This window comes from Ruminococcus sp. AM31-15AC (assembly GCF_003462045.1).
GTDB classification, from domain to species: Bacteria; Bacillota; Clostridia; order Oscillospirales; family Ruminococcaceae; genus Hominimerdicola; species Hominimerdicola aceti.
On sequence record NZ_QTYG01000138.1, the window covers coordinates 1 to 623 of the forward strand.

Genomic DNA, 623 nt, shown 5'->3' on the forward strand with positions numbered 1-623 from the left:
AGGGTGTAAAACTTGATCGATCTTGATGATTTTTGGTATATAGTCAGGTCGCAACATTATACCAAAAGAGAAATGGAAATAATATATGGCAATTTGGAATACGTTCCGCTAAAGCAAATAGATAAACTTTGGAATAAGGCTGTAGACAAATGGGACGATTGGCAAGCTGCACAGCATATAGCTAAGAAATATGATGATGACGGATATCTTCGCAAGAATGAATAGCATAAACAAAAATAAGCTGCTACAGAAAAATCTGTGGCAGCTTATTCTATTTAGAATAGTCCTAATTTTAACCTATCAATATCGGCTCCTGATATCTGTTTGTACGAATCCATAAGATTTTGAATCATATTTAATGACGAGCGGGTCGAAGGACCAGTTACATAGTGTATTGTCGGCGAAAATTTATTATACGAAAAAATGGCTTTGGTTTTATAGGCTTGACCATAAAGAACCTTTCCTCTTAGAATTTCAAATGAATAACCTTTCCCGTCTCTTGCAACATGCTTAAATGGTTTTGTTAATGATAATTGCTGTATCTTGCACCTAAGTCTGTTAGTCATTTTTGAGCAAAGATCAAGTGTATTGAATCTGTCAACAAAAATACTTCCACAGTCTTT

At 34.5% G+C, this 623-nt stretch carries 2 protein-coding genes; one reads left to right on the forward strand and one right to left on the reverse strand.

The features are described from left to right. The first annotated feature begins 72 nt into the window (after positions 1-72). Entirely contained in the window at positions 73-225 is a 153-nt protein-coding gene (locus tag DW793_RS14905) for a hypothetical protein (RefSeq protein ID WP_181983530.1), read from the forward strand. A 50-nt stretch (positions 226-275) separates the two neighbouring features. On the opposite strand, the gene DW793_RS15600 is transcribed toward DW793_RS14905, so the two are convergent. Further along, a partial coding sequence (locus DW793_RS15600) for a hypothetical protein (protein WP_252969922.1) occupies positions 276-623 on the reverse strand: 348 nt, incomplete at its 5' end.